Annotated in this window: 1 protein-coding gene and 1 pseudogene; one reads left to right on the top strand and one right to left on the bottom strand. The window is 73.9% G+C overall.

Annotation, left to right across the window (positions count from 1 at the left end):
* Positions 1 to 231, bottom strand: a pseudogene (locus tag NON00_RS24575) (hypothetical protein); the annotation flags it as partial.
* A 3-nt stretch (positions 232 to 234) separates the two neighbouring features.
* On the opposite strand from NON00_RS24575, the gene NON00_RS24580 reads away from it, so the two are divergent.
* Positions 235 to 897: a YggS family pyridoxal phosphate-dependent enzyme gene (locus tag NON00_RS24580; RefSeq protein ID WP_256025434.1), complete on the top strand. Its 663-nt coding sequence runs from the start codon at positions 235 to 237 to the stop codon at positions 895 to 897.
* Positions 898 to 975: the final 78 nt, after the last annotated feature.

Consider the following 975-nt stretch of genomic DNA (forward strand, 5'->3'; position numbering starts at 1 on the left):
CCCGGCGCCGAACAGCTTCTCCCGGTAGGTGCCGGGGGCATAGGCGGTTTTATAGACGCCCTTCTCCTGCAGGCGCGCCACCACCCCCGCGCCGCGCGGCAGCGCCGCCGCCGCCGCCCGCGGGTCCGGCAGCCGCACCGGGTCGCTGAACAGCCACAGCCGGGGCAGCCAGCCCCGATTCGCCGCCCGCCGCCGCTTGAGCCGCCGCGCCGCCGCCCCTACCGTCCGCACGCCATGTCCTCCATTGCCGACAACCTCCAGCGTATCCAGGACCGCATCGCCACCGCCTGCGCCCGGGCCGGGCGCGACCCGGCGGGCCTGCGCCTGGTCGCCGTCTCCAAATTCCACCCCGCCGAGTCGGTCGTGGAAGCCCTCGCCGCCGGGCAGATGCTGTTCGGCGAGAACCGCGTCCAGGAGGCGGCGGGGAAATTCCCGCCCCTGCGGGCCGGACATCCGGAACTGCGGCTGCACATCATCGGCGCGCTGCAGACCAACAAGGCGCGCGATGCCGTGCGCATCGCCGATGTCATCGAAAGCCTCGACCGCCCGAAACTCGCCGCCGCCCTGGCCGAGGCCATGCAGCGCGAGCAGCGCCGCCCCGGCCTGCTCGTCCAGGTCAATATCGGGCAGGAACCGCAGAAAGCCGGCATCGACCCCGAGGCGCTCGATGATTTCATCGCCGAATGCCGGGAAGCGCATGGGCTGCCCATTGAGGGGCTCATGTGCATTCCGCCGGCGGAGGGGGATCCGAATCCGTATTTCGCCGCCATGGCGGAAGCCGCCGCGCGGCTGCGACTCGGGGTGCTCTCCATGGGGATGAGCGGAGACTTTGAAAGCGCCATCGCCCACGGCGCCACCCATGTCAGGGTGGGGACCGCCATCTTCGGGGCACGCTGAAGCGGGGGGGGGGGGGGGGGGGGGGGGGGGGGGGGGGGGGGGGGGGGGGGGGGGGGGGGGGGGGGGGGGGGGGGGGGG

Source organism: Roseomonas sp. GC11 (assembly GCF_024437745.1).
In the GTDB taxonomy this organism is placed as follows: domain Bacteria; phylum Pseudomonadota; class Alphaproteobacteria; order Acetobacterales; family Acetobacteraceae; genus Pseudoroseomonas.

Excerpts from the sequence above, each read along its gene's own strand:
- NON00_RS24580 (WP_256025434.1), top strand. The coding sequence starts at position 235 with ATGTCCTCCATTGCCGACAACCTCCAGCGTATCCAGGACCGCATCGCC.